Here is a 19,859-nt window from a genome sequence, read left to right on the forward strand (position 1 = left end):
TGGTGGTGTACGTAATGGGGTGCGGGTACAGCGGGGCTTACGACTGTGCCGCCTTCGCTTCGCGGACCTTGCGCAGGGCTTCGAGCACCGCGGCCGGCACGAAGCCGGACACGTCGCCACCCAGGCGGGCGATCTCGCGGACCAGCGAGGACGAAATGAAGCTGTGCTGCTCGGCCGGGGTCAGGAACAGGGTCTCGACCTCGGGGATCAGGTGGCGGTTCATGCTGGCCATCTGGAATTCGTATTCGAAGTCGGACACCGCGCGCAGGCCGCGCAGCAGCACCCCGCCCTGCACCGAACGTACGAAATGCGCCAGCAGGGTATCGAAGCCGATGACCTCGACATTGCCGTGATGGGCCAGGGCGCCGCGTGCCAGCTGCACGCGCTGCTCCAGCGGCAGCGCCGGGCCCTTGGACGGGCTCTGCGCCACGCCGACCACGACTTTTTCGAACAGCGGCGCGGCCCGGCTGACCAGGTCGATATGACCGTTGGTGATCGGATCGAATGTGCCGGGATACACGGCAATGCGGCGGTTGGCCACGGTCATGGGCGGGTGCAGATGTTCAGATGAGGTCAAAGTGTAGCAGTGGCGCGGCGGTACAGGGCAAAGCGCACCTCGCGGGTGCCGCCCTCGCGGTGCAGCAGCCAGTCCGGCGGCAGCACCGGCACGTGGCCGGCCGGCGATTCCAGGTACAGCCAGGCATCGGCGGCCAGGTGCCGCGGCAGCTGGGCCAGCACGTCCTGCCACAGGCCATCGGCGAACGGCGGGTCGATGAAGACCAGATCGGCCTGCTGCGCCTGCGCCCCTTGCAGCCAGCGCAGGGCATCGGCCTGCACTACGGTGATCTGGTCGCTGGCCTGCAGCCTGGTCACGGCGGCGGCCAGGTTGCGCCCCAGCTGAGCATCACGCTCGACCAGGGTGGCGTGAGCAGCGCCGCGCGAGACCGCCTCCAGGCCCAACGCGCCACTGCCGGCGAACAGGTCCAGCACCCGCGCGCCGCCCAGTCTGGGCATCAACCAGTTGAAAAGGGTCTCGCGCACGCGGTCGCTGCTGGGCCGAAGCCCTGGCAGGGTCGGCACCGGCAGGCGGGTATTGCGCCAGCGCCCGCCGATGATGCGGACCTGACCGTCATTGCCCCCACGGCCGCTCACCGGCGCCCCCGGCGGGAGGTATTCAAGAATTTCAGCATGAGTGGGATTGTAGTTCGGCCGGCCCGCGGCCGGCACCCGCAGAGGCCGAAGCGACAGCCAGAGCAACGGCAAAAGCTGGTTCCCTGGGGGTAGGCGGGGTAGGTCAGGCTGTGGGGGACGCCGTAAACCCGTCCATGGGGGCTTGGCCGCGGCATCCATGCCGCGGACACCCCCACAACCTGACCCACCCCGCCTTCGACAGTTTCCTGCGAGCTGTCGGAACGACTCTTGGGGTCAGATCCGTTTTCCTGCGGAAAACGGATCTGACCCAAGTTTTATTTCGATATCTGACAGATGTGTCGACCAAGGTCGACACCTACCAACAGCCGCGTGAACCTGTCAGAGGCGGGGCACTGTGGGTTCGCGGGGTGTGAGCCGCATGGATGCGGCGACCAAGGCTACATGGACGTACTTGCGCCGTCCCCGCGAACCCACAGTGCCCCGCCATCCCACGGAATGCCGCTCTGGCTCTGGCTTTGGCAGTTGCAGTTGCACTGGGCGGGTGCCGGGCGCAGCCCGGCCGACCAACCCCTTGATTTCGGGACAATCAGCCATACCCCTTGGCGAGGCCGCACGCGCTGGCGCGGCATTGCACATGGAGCCCTATCGATGACCGACACCATCCAGACCGAAACCCTTGGCTTCCAGACCGAAGTCAAGCAGCTGCTGCAGCTGATGATCCACTCGCTGTACTCCAACAAGGAAATCTTCCTCCGCGAGCTGGTCTCCAACGCCGCCGACGCCGCCGACAAGCTGCGCTTCGAGGCCCTGACCCAGCCGGCGCTGCTGGAAGGCGACAGCGAACTGCGCGTGCGCGTCAGCTTCGATCCCTCCGCCCACACCATCACCATCGACGACAACGGCATTGGCATGAGCCGCGCCGAAGCCATCGCCCACCTGGGCACGATTGCCAAGTCCGGCACCGGCGACTTCCTGCGCCAGCTGTCCGGCGACCAGAAGAAGGATTCGCAGCTGATCGGCCAGTTCGGCGTCGGCTTCTACAGCGCCTTCATCGTTGCCGACGAAGTGGAAGTGACCTCGCGCCGCGCCGGCCTGGCCGCAGGCGAAGGCGTGCGCTGGACCTCGCGCGGCGAAGGCGATTTCCAAGTGGCCACCGTCGACAAGGCCGAGCGCGGTACCCGCATCGTGCTGCACCTCAAGGACGGCGAGCACGGCTTCGCCGATGGCTGGCGCCTGCGCAGCATCCTCAAGAAGTACTCGGACCATATCGGCCTGCCGATCCAGATGCCGAAGGAAGGTGGCGAAGAAGGCGCCGCGGCCGAATGGGAAACCGTCAACCGTGCCAGCGCGCTGTGGACCCGTCCGCGCACCGAGATCAGCGACGCCGAGTACACCGAGTTCTACAAGCACGTTGCACACGATCACAGCGATCCGCTGGCGTGGAGCCACAACAAGGTCGAAGGCAAGCTGGAGTACACCTCGCTGCTGTACGTGCCTGGCCGCGCGCCGTTCGACCTGTATCACCGTGATGCGCCCAAGGGCCTGAAGCTGTATGTGCAGCGCGTGTTCGTGATGGACCAGGCCGAGCAGTTCCTGCCGCTGTACCTGCGCTTCATCAAGGGCGTGGTCGATTCCAACGACCTTTCGCTGAACGTCTCGCGCGAGATCCTGCAGTCCGGCCCGGTCATCGATTCGATGAAGGCCGCGCTGACCAAGCGTTCGCTGGACATGCTGGAAAAGCTGGCCACCGACAAGCCGGAGCAGTACGCCACGTTCTGGAAGGAATTCGGCCAGGTGCTGAAGGAAGGCCCGGCCGAGGACTACAACAATCGTGAGAAGGTGGCCGGGCTGCTGCGCTTCGCCTCCACTCGTGGCGACGGCGATGCACAGACTGTGTCGCTGGCCGATTACCTCGGCCGCATGAGCGAAGGCCAGGACAAGATCTACTACCTCACCGGCGAGAGCTACAGCCAGGTGCGCAACAGTCCGCACCTGGAAGTGTTCCGCAAGAAGGGCGTGGAAGTGCTGCTGCTGACCGACCGCATCGACGAGTGGCTGATGGGCTACCTGACCGATTTCGACGGCAAGGGCTTCGTCGACATCGCCCGCGGCGACCTCGACCTGGGCGCGCTGGAAACCGAAGCGGACAAGCAGGAACAGGAAGCGGCGGCCAAGGACAAGCAGGGCCTGGTCGAGCGCCTGAAGACGGTACTGGGCGATGACGTGGCCGACGTCCGCGTCTCGCACCGCCTGACCGATTCGCCGGCGGTGCTGGCCATCGGCGAGCAGGACCTGGGCCTGCAGATGCGCCAGATCCTCGAAGCCAGCGGGCAGAAGGTGCCGGACAGCAAGCCGGTGCTGGAGATCAATCCGGGCCATCCGCTGATCGCCAAGCTGGATGCAGAAGCCGACGGCGCACGCTTCGATGATCTCGGCCGGGTACTGTTCGACCAGGCCGCACTGGCCGCCGGTGACAGCCTGAAGGACCCCGGCGCCTATGTGGCGCGCCTGAACAAGCTGCTGCTGGAGTTGTCGGCCTGATCGAGGCGGTGGTCGCCGGGCATGGCCCGGCGATGCTCTGGTTGGTGCCAACCTTGGTTGGCACTGCAGCAGAGGCCAACCTTGGTTGGCGCCCCAAAAGCGTGCCAACCAAGGTTGGCACCTACTCAGGGGGGCGAGCGTGTCAACCCAGGTTGACACCCACCAAAGCCGGGCGGCTCAGACCTCCCGATCCAGCAGCGAACCCAGCATCTGGTCCTGGCGCCGTATCACCGTGGCATTGGCGGCGAAGGCCACCACCTCGGCTTTCGCCGCCAGCAGGTCCCCCAATGGCGCGCCAGCATCGGCGTCGGCAGGGGTCATCGCGGCCTGCACCCCGCCCTGCTCCGCCTCACTGCGCAGCAGTTGCAGGCGTCGGGCATCAGGAGTCGCCAGGTTGGCCACGTTGTGCGCGGCCACCTGCACGCCCTGGTGGGCCGCGCGCATCCCGCCGAGAGCGATTCCCATCACGTCGTTCATGGCGGTCTCCGGGCCGCGCTGCGCAGCCCTTCGGACCGGTTAACGGCCGGCGGGCCGCGACCTTGAGTCCACATCAGCCCGACAGGCCCGAGTGGTAGCATATCCCCCTGATTTCAGCGCCTTTTGCCAATGCTCAGTTTTTTCCGCCGCAAGAAGCCCCAGGATGCCCCCGCCACGGAGGCACCCAAGACCCAGCACTACTCGGCTGAAGAGCTGGCGGCGGCGTTCCCGTCAGCCGCCCCGGCCGAAGACGCCGCCACGATCCCGGTAGTCGAAGCCGCAGCACCGGCACCTGTACCGGAACCGGCGCCCGTCGCCGAATGGCCTGCCGTACCGGCTGCGCAGCCGGTCACCGCGCCGGAGGACGTCCAGGCCGAAGTGCTGGCTGCGGCCGCCGTGCTGGCCCCTCTGGCTCCGGTCATTCCGGTCGAGGAACCAACCGCCCCGGCCGCCGACCTGCCAGCTCTGGTGGATGCCCCGCCAGCCCCGGCCGGCAAGCCCGGCTGGCGCGAGCGCCTGCGCAACAGCGTCATCGCGCGCAGCTTCGGTGGCCTGTTCTCGCGCAATCCCAAGCTCGACGACGACCTGCTGGACGAACTGGAAACCGCACTGATCACTGCCGACGTCGGCGTGGGTGCCACTACCGATCTGGTCGAGGGCCTGCGCAAGCGCATGAAGTCGCGCGAGTTCGCTGATGCCAATGCGCTGCTGGCCGCGCTGCGCGCCGAGCTGATCGCGATCCTGCAACCGGTCGCCAAGCCGCTGGTGATCGACCGCAACGCCAAGCCCTTCGTGGTGCTCACCGTCGGCGTCAATGGTGTCGGCAAGACCACCACCATCGGCAAGCTGGCCAAGCGCTTCAAGGACGAGGGCCACAGCCTGATGCTGGCCGCCGGTGACACCTTCCGCGCCGCCGCCGTGGCCCAGTTGCAGGCCTGGGGCGAGCGCAATGGCGTGGCCGTGGTCGCGCAGGGGCAGAACGCCGATGCCGCGTCGGTGGCGTTCGACGCGCTGCAGGCCGGCAAGGCCCGCGGCACCTCGGTGCTGATCGCCGATACCGCTGGCCGCCTGCATACCCAGTCCGGCCTGATGAACGAGCTGGGCAAGATCCGCCGCGTGCTCGGCAAGATCGACCCCACCGCCCCGCACGAAGTGCTGATGGTGATCGATGGCACCACCGGCCAGAACGCGCTGTCGCAGCTGCGCCAGTTCAATGCTGCGGTGAACGTGACCGGCCTGGTGGTGACCAAGCTGGACGGCACTGCCAAGGGCGGCGTGGTGTTCGCACTGGCCCGCGAGTTCGGCATCCCGATCCGCTTTGCCGGCATCGGCGAGCGCCCGGAAGACCTGCGCGTGTTCGACCCGGAAGCCTTCGTCGACGCCCTGCTGCCCGAAGCGCTGGGCGCCTGATACACCGTGCAGCCACGCATGGCGTGGCTCTACTGCACCGCAACCGCAATCCAGTAGAGCCACCCTACGGGTGGCTGCCTTCCCCGGAACACCCATGCCCCGCCAGCCGCACGCCAGCGCCGAGAGCCCCCAGCAAGACGACTTCATCGCTCGCCTGCTGCACTGGTTCGACGACCACGGCCGCCACGACCTGCCCTGGCAGCACCCGCGCAGCCCTTACAGGGTCTGGTTGTCGGAGATCATGCTGCAGCAGACCCAGGTGACCACGGTCATCCCGTACTTCCTGCGGTTCCTGCAGCACTTCCCGACCCTGCCCGACCTCGCCACCGCCAGCAATGACGCGGTGATGGCGCAGTGGGCAGGGCTTGGCTACTACGCCCGTGCGCGTAACCTGCATGCCGCTGCAAAGCGCTGCGTGGAACTGCACGGCGGCGACCTGCCGCGCGATTTCGATGCATTGCATGCCCTGCCCGGCATTGGCCGCAGCACCGCTGGCGCGATCCTCAGCCAGGCCTGGAACGACCCGTTCGCGATCCTTGACGGCAACGTCAAGCGCGTGCTCAGCCGCTATCACGGCATCGACGGCTTCCCCGGCCTGCCAGTCATCGAAAAGCAGCTATGGGCGATCGCCGAGGCACACGTGGCGAAGGTGCCGGCCGGTCGCATGGCCGATTACACCCAGGCACAAATGGACCTGGGCGCGTCCGTATGCAGCCGGGCCAAGCCCGCCTGCGTCATCTGCCCGCTGCAGGACACGTGCGTGGCACGCCGCGAAGGCCGCACCGCTGAACTGCCCACGCCCAAGCCCAGCAAGACCCTGCCCGAGCGCGAAGCCGTGGCTCTGCTGCTGCGTGACGCCCAGCAGCGCGTGCTGCTGCAGAAGCGGCCGGACACCGGCATCTGGGCGCAGCTGTGGACGCTGCCGCAGGCGGAGGTCGGCAGCGACCTGCAGGACTGGTTCGACGCACATGTCGACGGCTCGCTGGAAGATGCAGAGGAACTGCCGGTGCTGCAGCACACCTTCAGCCACTACAGGCTGCACCTGCAGATATTGTCACGGAAGGTGCGCGGCCTGCGCGGGGAAGAACCCACGCTGCGCTGGGTCGCCAACGACGAGCTACCCGCATTGGGCCTGCCAGCGCCGATCCGCAAACTGCTCGACGGCGCCACGATCAGGACGCCAAAACGAACTTCCAAGAAATCCCGCAACCACGAGTGAGTGCCATGCCCCGAACCGTCTTCTGCCAGTACGAACAACGCGATGCCGAGGGCCTGGACTTCGTGCCCTACCCCGGCGAGCTGGGCCAGCGCATCTTCAACAACATCGGCAAGCAGGCCTGGGCCGCATGGCTGGCGCACCAGACCATGCTGATCAACGAGAACCGGCTGTCGCCGCGCACCCCGGAGCATCGTGCGTTTCTTGAAGGCGAACTGGTCAAGTTCCTGTTCGAGAAGGACGCAGAGAAGCCGGCTGGCTTCGTTCCGGAAGCCTGACCTGCCGGTAGCGCCGGGCCATGCCCGGCGTCCAGGCATCCGCCGGGCATGGCCCGGCGCTACCCGTTCATTTCCCGGATTCCTCGCGCTCCTGCACCTGCGCCTGTCGCAGCTCCTGCTCGGACGCGCGCAGCGCCTTCACATCCAGCTTGCGGATGCTGTCGATGAAGCACGGCATGCGCGGGCCACCGGTAGGGTCGCGCACCAGCACCTTGTCGAAGCGCGCCGAAACACGATTCATCTGGCTGGTCAGGCCGATGGCGGTGGCATACGGCAGGTCCTGGCAGGGGCCTCTCAGCTCCAGCAGGTAGGCCTCGCTCGGGCGCGTCCAGACCGCCAGTGCGCTGTCGCCCAGTTCGGTCCAGCCATTGAGGGTGCCGAAGAACTGCATGTCGCTCTGCGGCGCACCGGCGTGGGCGCGGTAAAGGTCAAGCTTCTCGGCGCTGCTGAGCCGGCCGGTGGTCGCGCAGGCGACCAGGGCGAGGCAGAGGCCGGCCAGCAGGATCGGGGTCTTCATGGCGATCTCCTCGGGGAACTGTCGCCATCATGCGCCCGGGCTCGCAACGCTGGCGCGACGACCGGCAGCCCATTCAGCCGCCGGTCGGCGGCTGCTGGCCGGACCACGGTAGACGCCAACCTTGCTTGGCGCTCGCCCTGAAGGAGCAGCCGACCCAGGTCGGCTTGCACCAAAGCGGGCCCAGCGCCTCAGACGTCGGCGTGGGCCAGTGCGTGCAGGCGCCCTTCCCGCAGTTCCAGCACCCGGTCCAGGCGACGCGCCAGGCTGCGGTCATGGGTCACCAGCACCAGGCTGGTATGGCGCGCGCGGTTGAGTTCAAGCATCAGCTCGAACACCGTTGCCGCCGTGCGGTCATCCAGGTTGCCGGTAGGCTCGTCGCCCAGCACGCAGGCTGGGTGATTGACCAGTGCCCGCGCCACCGCAGCACGCTGCCGCTCGCCGCCGGACAGCTCGCCCGGCTTGTGGTCCAGGCGATGGCCGAGGCCGACCGCTTCCAGCAGCATGGTGGCGCGGCTGCTCGCTTCGGCCACCGCGGTGCCAGCCAGCAGCACCGGCATCATCACGTTTTCCAGCGCGGTGAACTCCGGCAGCAGGTGATGGAACTGGTAGACGAAGCCCAGCGCCTGGTTGCGCAGCAGGCCGCGCGCGGTGTCCGACAGCGCCGACATGCGCTGGCCGGTCACATAGACCTCACCGGCAGTGGGAATGTCCAGGCCACCCAGCAGGTGCAACAGCGTGCTCTTGCCGGCGCCGGAGGCACCGATGATCGCCACCGTTTCGCCGGCGGTCACGGTCAGGTCCAGCCCATCGAACACCGGGGTCTGCATGCGCCCTTCAGCGTAGGTCTTGCCCAGTGCTTCGGCACGGATCACTTCGTCGCCGCGGTTGAAGACCTTATTCATAACGCAGGGCCTCCGCCGGCTGGGTGCGTGCTGCCCGCCAGGCGGGATACAGGGTGGCCAGGAAGCTCATCAGCAGCGCGACCACGGTGATCGCCACCACGTCGCCCGTCTGCATGTCGGTCGGCAGGCCGGTGATGTAGTACACATCCTCCGGCAGCAGCTTGACGTTGAACACGCTCTCGATGGCGCCGAGGATGCGTTCCAGGTTGAGGGTCAGGGTGATGCCGCCGATCAGGCCAGCCAGCGTACCGAAGATGCCGATCAGCGAACCCTGCACCATGAACACCTGCATCACGCCACCCGGGGTCAGGCCGAGGGTGCGCAGGATGGCGATGTCGGCCTGCTTGTCGGTCACCAGCATCACCTGCGAAGACACCAGGTTGAACGCACCCATGGCGATGATCAGCGACAGCAGGATGCCCATCACCACCTTTTCCATGCGCAGTGAGTGGTAGAGGTTGGCATTCTGCTGGGTCCAGTCGCTTACGCGGTAGGCGCCACCGAGGTTCTGCGCAAGATCCACGCCCACCTCCAGCGAGCGGTCCATGTCGTGCAGTTTCAGGCGCACGCCGGTGGCACCGTCGCTGCGCAGCACGCGCTCCAGGTCCTGCATGTTGGCGAAGCCGACGCCGCGATCGACCTCGTTGTAGCCGGCCTCGAAGAGGCCACTGACGGTGAAGCGTTTCATCCGCGGCACCGCGCCGGCCGGCGTGCCCTGCACTTCGGCAAAGGTCACCAGCACCTGGTCACCAACGTCCACGCCCAGCCAGATCGCCAGCTCCTTGCCCAGCAGCAGGTTGAAGCTGCCCGGCTTGAGGCTGTCATAGCTGCCCTTGGTGATCTTCTTGTCGATCACCGAGACGTTCGGCTCCAGCGCCGGATCGATGCCCTGGATGATCGCGCCCTGCACGCGCGGGCCGCTGATCATCGACTGGATCTCGATGTACGGTGCGGCGCCGGCCACACGCGGGTCTTTCCTGGCCACGTCGACCACCCGCATCCAGTCCGGCATCGGTTCGCCGTCGCGGCTGATGGTGGTGTGCGCGGTCATCTGCAGCAGACGGCTGCGGATTTCCTTCTGGAAACCGCTCATGACGGCCAAGGTGGTGATCAGCACCGTAACGCCGAGCGCGATGCCCAGGATCGATGCCATCGAGATGAAGGAGATGAAGCCGTTGCGGCGCTTGGCACGCAGGTAGCGCAGGCCGATCGCCACGGGAATGGGTTTGAACATGCAGGCACGCCAGTCAATTCAGCTTATGGTGCCATTGACCGGGGCCGACGGGAAACGCCGCGTGCGGCCACGGCCAGTCGCAGTTCACGTCGCTGCCCGGAATCGAGCACATCGGGCCAGAACAGCAGGCGCCGGCGGCGCCGATCCTCACACCACAGCAACAACAGCCATGGGCCACGCACCACCAGCCGTGGCGTATCAACGTCCTGCCCGGCCACCTGCAGTGGTTCGGGAAGCGGCGCAAGAAGCACCTGTACGCGTGGCCTGCGCTGGCGCCAGGCCAGTTCGGCCAAGCCGACGCCCCAGGCCAGCAGCAGCGCGGGCATCAGCAGCCGCGCAGGCAGATCCGAGGCGCGCAACAGCCAGGGTGCGGCCAGCAGCACCGCCAACTGAGCGGCGGCCTGCAGCCTCGAAGGGCGCCACTCAAGGCTTGAGGGTGAGGATCTTCTGCATGAGGGGGATCGCGTGCGCATGCGGACAGGCCTCGTAGCCCATGAACCAGCGCCACAACTTATCGTCCTCGCAGTCGAGCAGGAACAGGAAAACCTCGCGCTCTTCGGTCGGCGCAGTGCGCCATTCGTGGTCGAGATAGCGCTCGAACAGCTGATCCAGCTCACGCATGCCGCGGCGGCAGCGCCAGCGCAGCTTCTTCAGCAGAACGTCTTCTTCCATCGTGCTTCTCCAGATACAGCAAAGCCACGCATGGCGTGGCTCTACTGAGGTGGTGCAGCCACGCATGGCGTGGCTCTACCGGGTACAGCCAGGCCTGATCAGGCGCGGCGTTCCATCATCAGCTTCTTGATCTCGGCGATGGCCAGCGCCGGGTTCAGACCCTTCGGGCAGGTGCGGGCGCAGTTCATGATGGTGTGGCAGCGGTACAGCTTGAACGGATCTTCCAGATCGTCCAGGCGCGCACCGGTGTCCTCATCGCGCGAGTCGATGATCCAGCGGTAGGCCTGCAGCAGGATTGCCGGGCCCAGGTAACGCTCGCCGTTCCACCAGTAGCTCGGGCAGCTGGTCGAGCAGCAGGCGCACAGGATGCACTCGTACAGGCCGTCCAGCTTCTTGCGGTCTTCCGGCGACTGCAGGCGCTCGCGGTCCGGCGGTGCCGGGGTCTGGGTGCGGATCCACGGCTTGATCGAGGCGTACTGCGCGTAGAAGTGGGTCAGGTCCGGAACCAGATCCTTGACCACGTTCATGTGCGGCAACGGGTAGATCGGCACTTCCTTCTTGCCGCAGTCCGAGATGGCTCGGGTGCAGGCCAGGGTGTTGGTGCCGTCGATGTTCATCGCGCACGAACCACAGATGCCTTCGCGGCACGAGCGGCGGAAGGTCAGGGTCGGGTCGATCTCGTTCTTGATCTTGATCAGGGCGTCCAGGACCATCGGGCCACAGGCATCCAGATCGACCTCATAGGTATCGGTGCGCGGGTTGCTGTCGTCGTCCGGACTCCAGCGGTAGATCTTGAAGGTGCGCACATTCTTGCCGCCGTTCTTGACGGGGAAGTGCTTGCCCTTCGTGATCTTGGAATTCTTGGGGAGTGAAAACTCGGCCATGGCTGCTCTCGTTGGCTCAGGCGGCCCGCGCCCGTGGGCGCGGATTGCATGGTAGGCGGGGTCGAATCAGTACACGCGCGGCTTCGGCGGCACCACGGACACGTCGTCGGTCAACGTGTACATGTGCACCGGACGGTAGTCGAAGCTGCACTTGCCCTTCTCGTCGACGCTGACCAGGGTGTGCTTCTGCCAGTTGACGTCGTCGCGGTCCGGATAGTCCTCGTGCGCATGCGCACCACGGCTTTCCTTGCGCTGTTCGGCCGAGTTGATCGTCGCCACCGCGTTGAGCAGCAGGTTGTTCAGCTCATAGGTCTCGATCAGGTCCGAGTTCCAGACCAGCGAGCGGTCGGAGACCTTCACGTCCTGGAACGAGTCGAAGATCTTGTCCATCTTCTCGCAGCCTTCCTTCAGCGTCTGGCTGGTGCGGAAGACCGCCGCGTCGGCCTGCATGGTGCGCTGCATGCGGTCGCGGATGACCGAGGTCGGGGTATCGCCGTTGGCGTGGCGCAGCTTGTCCAGCAGGCCCAGCGCCTTGTCGCAGGCATCGGCCGGCAGCGGCTTGTGCGCGGCGCCCGGCTTGATGGTCTCGGCGCAGCGGTTGGCCACCGCACGACCGAACACCACCAGGTCGAGCAGCGAGTTCGAGCCCAGGCGGTTGGCGCCGTGCACGGAGACGCAGGCCGCTTCGCCGATGGCGTACAGGCCCGGCACCACGGCGTTGTCGTTGTCGCCGACCTTCTGCACCACTTCACCGTGGTAGTTGGTCGGGATGCCGCCCATGTTGTAGTGCACGGTCGGAATGACCGGGATCGGCTGCTTGTGCACGTCGACGCCGGCGAAGATGCGGGCGCTCTCGGCGATGCCCGGCAGCTTCTCGTCGATCACGCCCGGGCCGAGATGGGTCAGGTCGAGCAGGATGTGGTCCTTGTGCTCGCCGACGCCGCGGCCTTCGCGGATCTCGATGGTCATCGAACGGCTGACCACGTCGCGCGAGGCCAGATCCTTGTAGTGCGGTGCATAGCGCTCCATGAAGCGCTCGCCGCTGCTGTTGCGCAGGATGCCGCCTTCACCGCGGACACCCTCGGTGATCAGGCAGCCGGCGCCGTAGATGCCGGTCGGGTGGAACTGCACGAACTCCATGTCCTGCATGGCGATGCCGGCACGCATGGCCAGGCCGCCACCGTCGCCGGTGCAGGTGTGCGCCGAGGTGGCGCTGAAGTAGGCACGGCCGTAGCCGCCGGTGGCCAGCACCACGCCCTGGGCGCGGAACAGGTGCAGCGTGCCATCGGACATGTCCAGGGCCAGCACGCCGCGGCAGGCGCCTTCGTCGTCGAAGATCAGGTCGAGCGCGAAGTACTCGATCATGAAGCGCGCATCGTGCTTCAGCGACTGCTGGTACAGGGTGTGCAGCATCGCGTGGCCGGTACGGTCGGCCGCCGCGCAGGTACGCTGCGCCGCCGGGCCTTCGCCGTACTTGGTGGTCATGCCACCGAACGGACGCTGGTAGATCTTGCCTTCGGCGGTGCGCGAGAACGGCACGCCGTAGTGTTCAAGTTCGATGATGGCCGGGATGGCCTCACGGCACATGTACTCGATGGCGTCCTGGTCACCCAGCCAGTCCGACCCCTTGATGGTGTCGAAGAAGTGGTAGCGCCAGTCGTCCTCGCCCATGTTGCCGAGCGCGGCCGAAATACCGCCTTGGGCGGCAACGGTGTGCGAACGGGTCGGGAAGACCTTGGTCAGGCACACGGTCTGCAGGCCCTTGGCGGCCAGGCCGAACGTGGCGCGCAGGCCGGCACCGCCGGCGCCGACCACGACCATGTCGTACTTGTGTTCGGTGATCTTGTAAGCGGACATCTAATCTGGATTCCTGTGTAGGTGCCTGGGCTCAGGCAACGCCGAGGGCGATGCGGCCCACCGCAAACACACTGACGATCATGCCGAGCACGGCGACGAACTTCACCGCGGTCTGCAGCACCAGGGCCAGCAGCGATTCGTGGATGTAGTCTTCCAGCACGACCTGCATGCCGAGCTGCGCGTGCCAGAACATGGCGATCAGCAGGCCGATCAGCGGCACCGCGTTCCACGGCTTGGCCACGGCGGCGGCGGCGGTCGCGTAGTCCGAGCCGAGCAGGCCCAGCACGAAGACCAGGAACCAGATGCCCAGCACCACCAGTGCGGCGGCGGTCAGGCGCTGGTGCACGAAGTGCTCGGTGCCGGTCTTGGCCGAGCCCAGGCCGCGCACGTTCTTCAACGGGGTACGGAACTTGCTCACGCGGCACCTCCGAACATCACATAGGCCCACACCAGCAGGGTGATCACCAGGCTGCCGATGACCGACAGCCAGCTGCTGCGGATGAAGGCCGGGATGCTGAAGCCGATGGCAAAGTCCTGCACCACGTGGCGGATGCCATTGCACAGGTGATAGGCGAACGACCATGTCCACGCGAACAGGAACACGCGGCCATACCAGGCCCCGGCATGGCCGGTGAAGCAGTTCCAGGACTCGGGCCCCATCATCAGGGCCAGCAGGCCGGCAGCGATGATGAGGGCACCAACAGACAGAAAGATGCCGGTGGCTCGATGCAGGATCGAGGTGGCCATCTGAATCTGCCAGCGATACACCTGAAGGTGCGGGGAAAGTGGGCGTTGTCTGGTCGCCATTCGCTGGGCTCGTTGTCTCGGCTGGGCGGCACGCGGCCGCGTTGGCTCAATGCTGATCAGAAATCGATGCAGCGTCCGTTTTTCTCCCAATCGCCATACCGCACCGGATCAAGTCCGCCGCGGCCGCCGAATTCTTCTGCCTTTTCCTGCTCCACGGGCACGGGTGCCGCAGGGACCAGCGGGGCTTCAGTTTCGTCGTCGGGAGTGGGGGTTGTTTGGCCTATCATGTTCGGTCTCGCAACGCACAAATTTTAGACCTCGTTCACGTGCCTGACAACCTGCCCCCTGCTTTCGTCGGATATCCGCGCCTGCCCGGCCACCAGCTGCTGAGCCTGCAGGGCCCGGATGCGGCCGCCTTCGCCCACGCCCAGTTCAGCAGCGATGTCACCGCCCTGCCCCTGTTGCACTGGCAGTGGAGTGCCTGGCTGAGTGCCAAGGGCCGCACCCTGGCGGTGTTCCAGCTGCTCCGGCTGGCCGACGATCACGTGATGCTGGTGCTGGCCGACGGCGATGCCGATGCGATTGCGTCGCAACTGCAGCGCTTCGTGTTCCGTCGCAAGGTGAAGGTACAGGTGCGCAGCGATCTGGCAGCGGCCGGCGCCTTCACCGCGCCCGAGGCCGCCAGCGGCGCGGCGATTGCGCAGGCCGCAGATGAGGGTTGGGAGCTGGACCTGGGCAGCGATGCACTGCCGCGCACCCTGCGCATCGGCAGCGCCGAAGCGTTCGCCGCCAGTTCTGAAGCCGATGAGACTGCTTTTGCCCTGGCCTGGCGCCAGGCCGACCTGCGCTACGGCCTGCCACGGCTGGAAGAGAGCCAGCGCGAAGTGTGGACCCCGCAGCAGCTGGGCCTGGACCGCCTGAATGGCTACAGCGTGAAGAAGGGCTGCTACCCCGGCCAGGAAATCGTCGCCCGCACCCATTTCCTCGGCAAGGCCAAGCGCGCGGTGCAGCTGCTGCATACCGCGGCACCCGCACAGGCCGGCGATGGCGTGCAGCAGGACGGCGCGACGCTGGGCACAATCGCCAGCGTGGCCGGCGAGCTGGCGCTGGCGGTGCTGCCACTGGAGGCTGGCGACGCCGAACTGCAGGTGGGTGATGCCATTGCGCAGCGCGTGCCGCTGCTGGATGGATTGGCGCGCTGAATCTGACGCGCCCTCATCCACGCATGGCGTGGATCTACTGACCGACCCGGTGGGTGCGGACCATTGGTCCGCACGCCTTCGGTGAAGGAATGGTAGTGCCGGCCGCTGGCCGGCAACCATGCAGGGTTGAGGTTGCCGGCCAGCGCCCGGCGCTACCCGTTACAGGCGCTCGCCGCTCTCTGCGTTGAAGAAATGCAGGCCCTGCGGGTGGATCGCCACGCGGATGTCATCGCCCACCGCAGGCAACGCCTGCGGTGCCACGCGCATGGTCAGCGCATGCTGGCCACTGCTGAGGTTGACGAAGATCTCGTTGCCGACCGGTTCGATGCCCTCAATGCGCGCGATGAACGCGTGCGCATCATCGGCAGCAGCCGGTTGCAGGTGCTCCGGGCGCACGCCCACCGCGATCGGTTTCTGCAGCCATGCCGGATCGATCGTGGCCTGGCCCAGCGGTGCACGCCACTGGCCGTCGACCACGGTCACGCCACCGGCATCGCCCTGCAGCGTGCCACGCAGCACGTTCATCGCCGGGCTGCCGAGGAAACCAGCCACGAACAGGTTGGCCGGGCGGTCGTACAGCGCCATCGGCGTATCGATCTGCTGGATGATGCCGTCCTTCAGCACCACGATGCGCTGACCCAGGGTCATCGCTTCAACCTGGTCGTGCGTCACGTAGATCATGGTGGTGCCCAGCTTCCGGTGCAGCTGCGCAATCTCGGTACGCACGCTGTGACGCAGCTTGGCGTCGAGGTTGGACAGCGGCTCGTCGAGCAGGAACACCGCCGGCTCGCGCACCAGCGCCCGGCCCAGTGCCACGCGCTGACGCTGGCCACCGGACATCGCCTTGGGCAGCTTGTCCATCATCTCGGTCAGGCCCAGCGTCTGCGCCGCCTCGGCAATGCGCTTGTCGATGGTCGCCTTGTCATGCCCGCGCAGCTTCAGGCCGAAGGCCAGGTTCTCGGCCACGGTCATGTGCGGGTACAACGCGTAGCTCTGGAACACCATGGCGATGTCGCGATCCTTCGGCGCCACGTCGTTGACCACGCGATCACCAATGGTCAGCGTGCCACCGCTGATCTCTTCAAGGCCGGCCACCATCCGCAACAGGGTCGACTTGCCACAGCCGGACGGTCCGACCAGCACCATCAGCTCGCCATCGGCGACCTCGAAGGTGGCGTCCTTCACCGCGACCTGGCCGTTGTCATAGACCTTGCGCACACCCTGCAACTGCACTTTTGCCATATCACCTATCCGGTCCGCCCGAAGCCGGGCTGTCTTTTGGGACTGCCTCGGCCCTCCCGATGGCAGTGATGATTGCGCGCCTGCCGCATGACGGCGAGCACTGCAATCGAATACAGTTGCCCATTCTGCCATGTAAACGTTTTCACGTGGCACTATCCGATGATCGGTGCGCACCGATCTGCGTCGGCGGTTGAACGAAGGTTCCGCCGAGGTAGTGGTTTCGAATGGAACGGTCTTCCGCAGTACGGTAGAACGCCCCTGACGAACCTCGGACAGGCAGTTGCGCGGATGTCCCCCGAACCCAGCCATGAAGCGATTGACAACGATGTCACCCGGATCTGAAACTCGAGCGATGCACGACACCCTCTTCCTGTTCGGTGCCACAGGTGATCTGGCCCAGCGCTACCTGTTCCCTTCGCTGCTTCGCCTGCTTGGCGACGGCCTGCTGCCGGAGGACTTCCGCATCCGCGCACTGGCCCTGTCCGGGCATGACACCGAAGCTTTCCATGACATCCTCCGGCCGCGCCTGCAGCAGGCCATGCCGATGGCCACGCAGGACGACATCGCTGCCCTGCTGCGCCGCATCGACTACCGTTCGGTGGACCTGCGCGATGTCGACTCGGTTGCCGCCGCCGTCTCCGACCTGGTGCACCGCAAGTGTGTCAGCTACCTGGCCATTCCGCCGGGCCTGTACATCTCCACCTGCGAAGGCCTGGCAAAGGGCGGCGCCCTCGCCGCGCCGGCACGCCTGATGCTGGAGAAGCCGATCGGCAGCGACAGCGAGAGCGCCGAGGAAATCATCAGCACCATCGGCCAGTGGATCGACGAGGACCGCGTGTTCCGCCTCGACCACTATCTGGGCAAGGCGGCAGTGCAGAACCTGATCGCGCTGCGCTTCGGCAACACGCTGCTGGAAGCGGTGTGGAACCGCAACTACATCGAATCGGTGCACATCCTGGTGGCCGAGAGCGAAGGCGTGGACGGCCGTGACGCCTACTACGCCCGCTCCGGCGCGCTGCGGGACATGGTGCAGAGCCACATCCTGCAGCTGCTGTGCATGGTGGCGATGGAACCGCCGGCATCGCTGGAAGCCGATCGCATCCGCGACGAGAAGGTCAAGGTGCTGCGCGCCCTGCGCCCGCTCGATGCCAGGCACGCCGCGCGTGACAGCATCCGTGGCCGCTACACCGCCGGCACCATCAATGGCCAGCCGGCCCAGGCCTACCAGCCGCCGGAAGGCAGCGACGTGGAAACCTTCGCCGGTGTCACCGCGCATATCGACAACTGGCGCTGGAGCGGCGTGCCGTTCCACCTGGTCACCGGCAAGCGCCTGCCAGAGCGCACCACCCGCGTGGTGGTCACGCTGAAGCCGGTCACCCACTGGCTGTTCGAGCGCCCGCAGCGCGCGCAGGCCGCGCCGAACCGCCTGGTGTTCCAGCTGCAGCCGCAGGAAAACATCGAACTGGGCCTGATGAGCAGCCTGGCCGGCCCGGAATGGGGTGCCCTGGAACTGCATCCGCTGGAACTGGAACTGTCGGTGCCGACCGGCCTGCACCGCCGCATCGCCTACGAACGCCTGTTCCTGGATGCCTTCAACGGCAACCACACGCTGTTCGTGCGCGACGACGAAGTGCGCGCAGCGTGGGCCTGGATCGACAGCGTTGCCGACGCCTGGAAGGAGGCCAAGCTGCCGCTGGAACCGTATCCTGCTGGCCAGTGGGGCCCGAGCAATGCAGGCGAGTTCCTGCCGCAGGGCGTGGACGCGCCGGACAGCGGGGCCTCGGCATGAGTGCCATCTCGCAGCCGGTGCTGGTTGCCGACATCGGCGGCACCAATGCCCGCTTCGCCCTGGCCGACACCTCGCAGGACGCGCCGCTGCTCAAGGAGAGCATCCGCGAGTACGCGGTGGCGGAATTCCCGTCGCTGGGTGATGCCGCGCGCCACCACCTGGAGCAGATCGGCGCTGCGGCCAGCCGCGGCGTGTTCGCAGTGGCCGGCCGCGTCGACGGTGACGAGGCGCGCATCACCAATCATCCGTGGGTGATCTCGCGCAGCCGCACGGCCGCGATGCTGGGGTTCGACGAGCTGCACCTGATCAACGACTTCGCCGCACAGGCGATGGCGATTTCGCTGCTGCAGCCCGAGGACGTCGTCCAGGTCGGCGGCGCCGCCTGGGTACCGGGCAAGCCGGGACAGCCGCGCAACTACGCGGTGATCGGGCCCGGTACCGGGCTCGGCGTCGGTGGCCTGATCATGCGCCACGGCCGCTGCTATCCGCTGGAAACCGAAGGCGGTCATGTCAGTTTCCCACCGGGCACACCGGAGGAAATCCGCATCCTGGAAATCCTCTCCGAGCAGTTCGGCCGCGTCTCCAACGAACGCCTGATCTGCGGACCCGGGCTGGTCAACATCCATCGCGCCGTGTGCGAGATGGCCGGCATCGACCCCGGCCAGCTGCAGCCGGTAGACGTGACCGCGCGTGCCCTGCACGGTGATCCGCAGGCAATGCGCACCGTGGACGTGTTCTGCGCGGTGTTCGGCGCCATCGCCGGCGATCTGGTACTGACCCAGGGCGCCTGGGACGGCGTGTTCCTGACGGGCGGCCTGACCCCGAAGATGCTCGATTCACTGCAGCACTCCGGCTTCCGCCAGCGCTTCGAACACAAGGGGCGGTTCTCTTCGATCATGGCGAGGGTTCCATCGCTTGCCGTGATGCATCCCCACGCCGGACTGCTGGGCGCTGCCGCCTATGCTGCCGACGCCGAACGTGACGCACCAGGAGTTGCCGCATGAGCCCCACCTTCCACGACGACCGCATCGAGTTCATTCAGCACGGCGACGCCGATGGCTGGATCGAGGCGGTGGCCGCCGAAATGGCGCAGACCCTCAACCACGACATCAATGAGGTGGGCCGGGCCCGCATCCTGCTCTCCGGTGGCACCACGCCGGCGCCGGTATACCAGGCACTGGCCGAACTGGACGTGCATTGGGACCGGGTGGAAGTGAGCCTGGCCGATGAGCGGTGGCTGTCGCCGCAGGATCGCGACAGCAACGCCTGGCTGGTGCGCGAGCACCTGCTCAAGCGTGCCGAGGGTGCGCACTTCGATCCGCTGGTGCGGATCGGCAAGCCGCTGACGGAGTGCGTCTACACCGCCAACCTGCAGGCCCAGCACAGCCAGCCACCCAGCCTGGTGGCACTGGGCATGGGCAACGATGGCCACACCGCCTCGCTGTTCCCGGGTTCGAAGGACCTGGCCCGTGCACTGGAAAGCACCCTGCCCTATGCGGCACTGGATGCCACCGGCTGCCCGGGCGCGAACCAGTGGCCGCTGCGCATCACCCTGACCCCGCACGGCCTGCGCCAGTGCCGCCAGCGTCTGCTGCTGCTGCGCGGCAAGCAGAAGCTGCAGGTACTGCGCCAGGCACTGGACAGCAATGACCCCCAGCAGTACCCGATCCTCAATGCAATCAACCTGGAAGGCGCGCGCCTGCGCGTCCACTGGGCTGATTGATGTCGGCGGCGGCGCC

Annotated in this window: 22 protein-coding genes; 8 read left to right on the top strand and 14 right to left on the bottom strand. The window is 66.7% G+C overall.

Features of this window, described 5'->3' with window-relative positions; translation table 11 throughout:
- Window positions 1-37: 37 nt before the first annotated feature.
- Together coaD and rsmD are read right to left on the bottom strand one after the other, a co-directional pair.
- Window positions 38-547, bottom strand: coding sequence for a pantetheine-phosphate adenylyltransferase (coaD, locus tag AC5P65_RS13000; RefSeq protein ID WP_005416145.1), 510 nt, complete (start codon window positions 545-547; stop codon window positions 38-40).
- A gap of 26 nt (window positions 548-573) precedes the next feature.
- On the bottom strand, window positions 574-1,152 hold the full coding sequence (rsmD, locus tag AC5P65_RS13005; protein ID WP_021203984.1) for a 16S rRNA (guanine(966)-N(2))-methyltransferase RsmD: 579 nt from the start codon (window positions 1,150-1,152) through the stop codon (window positions 574-576).
- A gap of 648 nt (window positions 1,153-1,800) precedes the next feature.
- Between rsmD and htpG the strand changes: the two genes are divergently transcribed.
- The gene (gene htpG, locus AC5P65_RS13010) at window positions 1,801-3,693 is read left to right on the top strand and encodes a molecular chaperone HtpG (protein WP_058980285.1); all 1,893 of its coding nucleotides are present in this window, start codon (window positions 1,801-1,803) and stop codon (window positions 3,691-3,693) included.
- A gap of 177 nt (window positions 3,694-3,870) precedes the next feature.
- Here htpG and AC5P65_RS13015 read toward each other — a convergent pair whose 3' ends face one another.
- Window positions 3,871-4,170, bottom strand: a complete 300-nt coding sequence (locus AC5P65_RS13015; RefSeq protein ID WP_021203986.1) for a hypothetical protein — start codon at window positions 4,168-4,170, stop codon at window positions 3,871-3,873.
- A gap of 129 nt (window positions 4,171-4,299) precedes the next feature.
- Here AC5P65_RS13015 and ftsY point away from each other — a divergent pair, with 129 nt between their 5' ends.
- The 3 genes from ftsY (at window position 4,300) to AC5P65_RS13030 (ending at window position 7,074) form a co-directional block, all read left to right on the top strand.
- A complete protein-coding gene (gene ftsY / locus AC5P65_RS13020; RefSeq protein ID WP_111103658.1) occupies window positions 4,300-5,580 on the top strand; it encodes a signal recognition particle-docking protein FtsY in 1,281 nt (426 codons plus the stop codon).
- 94 nt (window positions 5,581-5,674) lie between these two features.
- Entirely contained in the window at window positions 5,675-6,799 is a 1,125-nt protein-coding gene (gene mutY, locus AC5P65_RS13025; protein ID WP_495215650.1) for an A/G-specific adenine glycosylase, read from the top strand.
- A 5-nt stretch (window positions 6,800-6,804) separates the two neighbouring features.
- The gene (locus AC5P65_RS13030; RefSeq protein WP_019661206.1) at window positions 6,805-7,074 is read left to right on the top strand and encodes an oxidative damage protection protein; all 270 of its coding nucleotides are present in this window, start codon (window positions 6,805-6,807) and stop codon (window positions 7,072-7,074) included.
- Between the two features lie 67 nt (window positions 7,075-7,141).
- On the opposite strand, the gene AC5P65_RS13035 is transcribed toward AC5P65_RS13030, so the two are convergent.
- The 10 genes from AC5P65_RS13035 to AC5P65_RS13080 form a co-directional block, all read right to left on the bottom strand.
- The gene (locus AC5P65_RS13035; RefSeq protein WP_021202024.1) at window positions 7,142-7,591 is read right to left on the bottom strand and encodes a DUF6491 family protein; all 450 of its coding nucleotides are present in this window, start codon (window positions 7,589-7,591) and stop codon (window positions 7,142-7,144) included.
- A 188-nt stretch (window positions 7,592-7,779) separates the two neighbouring features.
- Window positions 7,780-8,493 carry a lipoprotein-releasing ABC transporter ATP-binding protein LolD gene (lolD, locus tag AC5P65_RS13040; protein ID WP_019661204.1) on the bottom strand — a complete coding sequence of 238 codons (714 nt, stop codon included), beginning with the start codon at window positions 8,491-8,493 and terminating at the stop codon, window positions 7,780-7,782.
- A complete protein-coding gene (locus AC5P65_RS13045) occupies window positions 8,486-9,727 on the bottom strand; it encodes a lipoprotein-releasing ABC transporter permease subunit (RefSeq protein ID WP_019661203.1) in 1,242 nt (413 codons plus the stop codon). The genes lolD and AC5P65_RS13045 overlap by 8 nt, the downstream gene beginning before the upstream one ends.
- A 23-nt stretch (window positions 9,728-9,750) precedes the next feature.
- Window positions 9,751-10,200, bottom strand: coding sequence for a hypothetical protein (locus AC5P65_RS13050; RefSeq protein ID WP_021202023.1), 450 nt, complete (start codon window positions 10,198-10,200; stop codon window positions 9,751-9,753).
- Window positions 10,151-10,399, bottom strand: a complete 249-nt coding sequence (locus AC5P65_RS13055; protein WP_019661201.1) for an FAD assembly factor SdhE — start codon at window positions 10,397-10,399, stop codon at window positions 10,151-10,153. Before AC5P65_RS13055 ends, AC5P65_RS13050 begins: the two co-directional genes overlap by 50 nt.
- Window positions 10,400-10,497: 98 nt before the next feature.
- A complete protein-coding gene (locus AC5P65_RS13060) occupies window positions 10,498-11,283 on the bottom strand; it encodes a succinate dehydrogenase iron-sulfur subunit (protein WP_005409079.1) in 786 nt (261 codons plus the stop codon).
- A gap of 66 nt (window positions 11,284-11,349) precedes the next feature.
- On the bottom strand, window positions 11,350-13,140 hold the full coding sequence (sdhA, locus tag AC5P65_RS13065; protein ID WP_014036803.1) for a succinate dehydrogenase flavoprotein subunit: 1,791 nt from the start codon (window positions 13,138-13,140) through the stop codon (window positions 11,350-11,352).
- 31 nt (window positions 13,141-13,171) lie between these two features.
- Window positions 13,172-13,558 (bottom strand): succinate dehydrogenase, hydrophobic membrane anchor protein, encoded by a 387-nt coding sequence (sdhD, locus tag AC5P65_RS13070; protein ID WP_005409077.1) that lies wholly within the window; start codon window positions 13,556-13,558, stop codon window positions 13,172-13,174.
- Window positions 13,555-13,947, bottom strand: coding sequence for a succinate dehydrogenase, cytochrome b556 subunit (gene sdhC / locus AC5P65_RS13075; protein ID WP_005416132.1), 393 nt, complete (start codon window positions 13,945-13,947; stop codon window positions 13,555-13,557). The genes sdhD and sdhC overlap by 4 nt, the downstream gene beginning before the upstream one ends.
- 56 nt (window positions 13,948-14,003) lie before the next feature.
- Window positions 14,004-14,174, bottom strand: coding sequence for a DUF1674 domain-containing protein (locus AC5P65_RS13080; RefSeq protein WP_074901279.1), 171 nt, complete (start codon window positions 14,172-14,174; stop codon window positions 14,004-14,006).
- A gap of 39 nt (window positions 14,175-14,213) precedes the next feature.
- Between AC5P65_RS13080 and ygfZ the strand changes: the two genes are divergently transcribed.
- On the top strand, window positions 14,214-15,089 hold the full coding sequence (ygfZ, locus tag AC5P65_RS13085) for a CAF17-like 4Fe-4S cluster assembly/insertion protein YgfZ (RefSeq protein WP_495215651.1): 876 nt from the start codon (window positions 14,214-14,216) through the stop codon (window positions 15,087-15,089).
- 159 nt (window positions 15,090-15,248) lie between these two features.
- On the opposite strand, the gene AC5P65_RS13090 is transcribed toward ygfZ, so the two are convergent.
- A complete protein-coding gene (locus tag AC5P65_RS13090; RefSeq protein WP_019661198.1) occupies window positions 15,249-16,331 on the bottom strand; it encodes an ABC transporter ATP-binding protein in 1,083 nt (360 codons plus the stop codon).
- A 352-nt stretch (window positions 16,332-16,683) separates the two neighbouring features.
- Between AC5P65_RS13090 and zwf the strand changes: the two genes are divergently transcribed.
- Genes zwf through pgl form a run of 3 tightly spaced genes read left to right on the top strand, consistent with a single transcriptional unit; the run spans window position 16,684 to window position 19,843 of the window.
- Window positions 16,684-18,120 (top strand): glucose-6-phosphate dehydrogenase, encoded by a 1,437-nt coding sequence (zwf, locus tag AC5P65_RS13095; RefSeq protein WP_019661197.1) that lies wholly within the window; start codon window positions 16,684-16,686, stop codon window positions 18,118-18,120.
- Complete coding sequence (gene glk, locus AC5P65_RS13100; RefSeq protein ID WP_019661196.1) at window positions 18,117-19,124, top strand: glucokinase; 1,008 nt, start codon at window positions 18,117-18,119, stop codon at window positions 19,122-19,124. The genes zwf and glk overlap by 4 nt, the downstream gene beginning before the upstream one ends.
- Window positions 19,121-19,843: a 6-phosphogluconolactonase gene (pgl, locus tag AC5P65_RS13105; RefSeq protein WP_058980277.1), complete on the top strand. Its 723-nt coding sequence runs from the start codon at window positions 19,121-19,123 to the stop codon at window positions 19,841-19,843. The genes glk and pgl overlap by 4 nt, the downstream gene beginning before the upstream one ends.
- Window positions 19,844-19,859: the final 16 nt, after the last annotated feature.

The organism is Stenotrophomonas sp. YJH_SMC_48-3, assembly GCF_059369375.1.